Annotated in this window: 1 protein-coding gene and 1 pseudogene; both read right to left on the bottom strand. The window is 63.2% G+C overall.

Annotated elements, in window-relative coordinates:
- The coding region (locus EOA86_RS34725) for a UDP-3-O-acyl-N-acetylglucosamine deacetylase (RefSeq protein ID WP_206630228.1) at positions 1 to 385 on the bottom strand (385 nt) is incomplete at its 3' end.
- Positions 386 to 657: 272 nt separating this feature from the next.
- Positions 658 to 1,384 (bottom strand): annotated as a pseudogene (locus EOA86_RS34720) (cell division protein FtsZ); the annotation flags it as partial.

Here is a 1,384-nt window from a genome sequence, read left to right as displayed (position 1 = left end):
GCAGCGAATCGATGCCCGCCTGGTCGATAGCCTCTACGAACGCCATGGCGCTGCCGTCAAGGATCGGAACCTCATGGCCGTCGATCTCGATGACGACATTGTCGATGCCGAGCCCGAAAAGCGTGGCCATCAGATGTTCGACAGTGGCGATGTGCTCGCCTGCCGGATCGCCGAGCATGGTGCACAGATCGGTAGCGCCGACCTCGGAAACGAGCGCACGGAACTCCCGGTCTTCGCTTCCATTCGAAAGCTGGAACACGACACCTGTATCAGCGTCTGCCGGCAGGAAATGAACGGTAACGGAATTGCCGCTGTGAACGCCGGTGCCGGTCAGCGTCGCACGCGATTTAAGTGTCGTCTGATAATCGTGCAAAACAAACCCCATAGCCCATACTGCCTTCGTCCGCTTCATCAGCCCGAGGGCGCGGCTCTTTGATCGGCAGGCAGGGCCACTTCCCCGAATCCCAGCAAACCGACATTGCTCGGGCGAAGATAGTTGCCCGGCAGGAAGTCTCCAAATCACGGTTTCTTACTTTGTGTAACCGCGATCCGGAGCGGGTATCGTCTCGTAACACTCTGTTTTGCAATCGCTTTTAAGATTAACAGGCAAACAACTTTTTGTCTGCCTGTTAATAACTGTTACGGACCGTTAACAGATCAATTCGCCTGGCGGCGCAGGAACGCCGGAATCTCCAGCTGATCGTCTTCCTGGACAGCCCTGCTCTGCGGCGTCAGCCGGCCCTGGTCGTCCAACTGGCCGCGGCGTGGCGCGTAAAGCTGCGGATCCTGGCTGGCAAGGCGGCGCACTTCGGGTGCCGCCTGGCGCAGTTTCGGCTCGCGCGGCTGCGCCGGCTGCAGTCGTGCGGGCTCTTCTTCGCGGCGGGTAAGGCCGTTCGTCAGGCGCTTGAGCAGTCCCATCGGTCCGCTGTTCTCGTGGTCGGCCGGACGGCTTTTGGCTTCCACCTCGGCTTTGACCACCGGCGGAAAGTCCTCGACGCGCGGCATGCGCTGGGGCGCTGCGGCTGCCGGCTGAAGCACTTCACGCTGCGGGGCAGGCTGCATCGCCTGCTGAACCATTGGCTGCACCATCGGCTGCGGCTGGGCCGGCGGAGCCTGGAAGATCTTGCTCTGCGGACGAAAATCTTCCGCCTGGGCAGCTGGCGCGGGACGCGCCATCGCCGCGGCATTCGCCTCGGCGAGCTGGATTGCCTCTGCTACAGGATCGACGGCGCGTGGCTCGTAGCCCGCCTGCTGGACAGGCGCCGGACGGTTTTCCGTGACCGGAGCGGCCGGGCGACTGACCGGCTTTGGCGGAGCCGTGCGGATGGCGATCGGCGCGGCGGCGATTTCGGCCGCCGATTTGTCGATGCCGGTCGCGACCACC

Origin of the sequence: Mesorhizobium sp. M5C.F.Ca.IN.020.32.2.1, assembly GCF_004023105.1 — a bacterium.
GTDB classification, from domain to species: domain Bacteria; phylum Pseudomonadota; class Alphaproteobacteria; order Rhizobiales; family Rhizobiaceae; genus Mesorhizobium; species Mesorhizobium wenxiniae.
The sequence above is the reverse complement of the archived record's forward strand: the minus strand, read 5'-3'. Positions and strand labels throughout refer to the sequence as shown.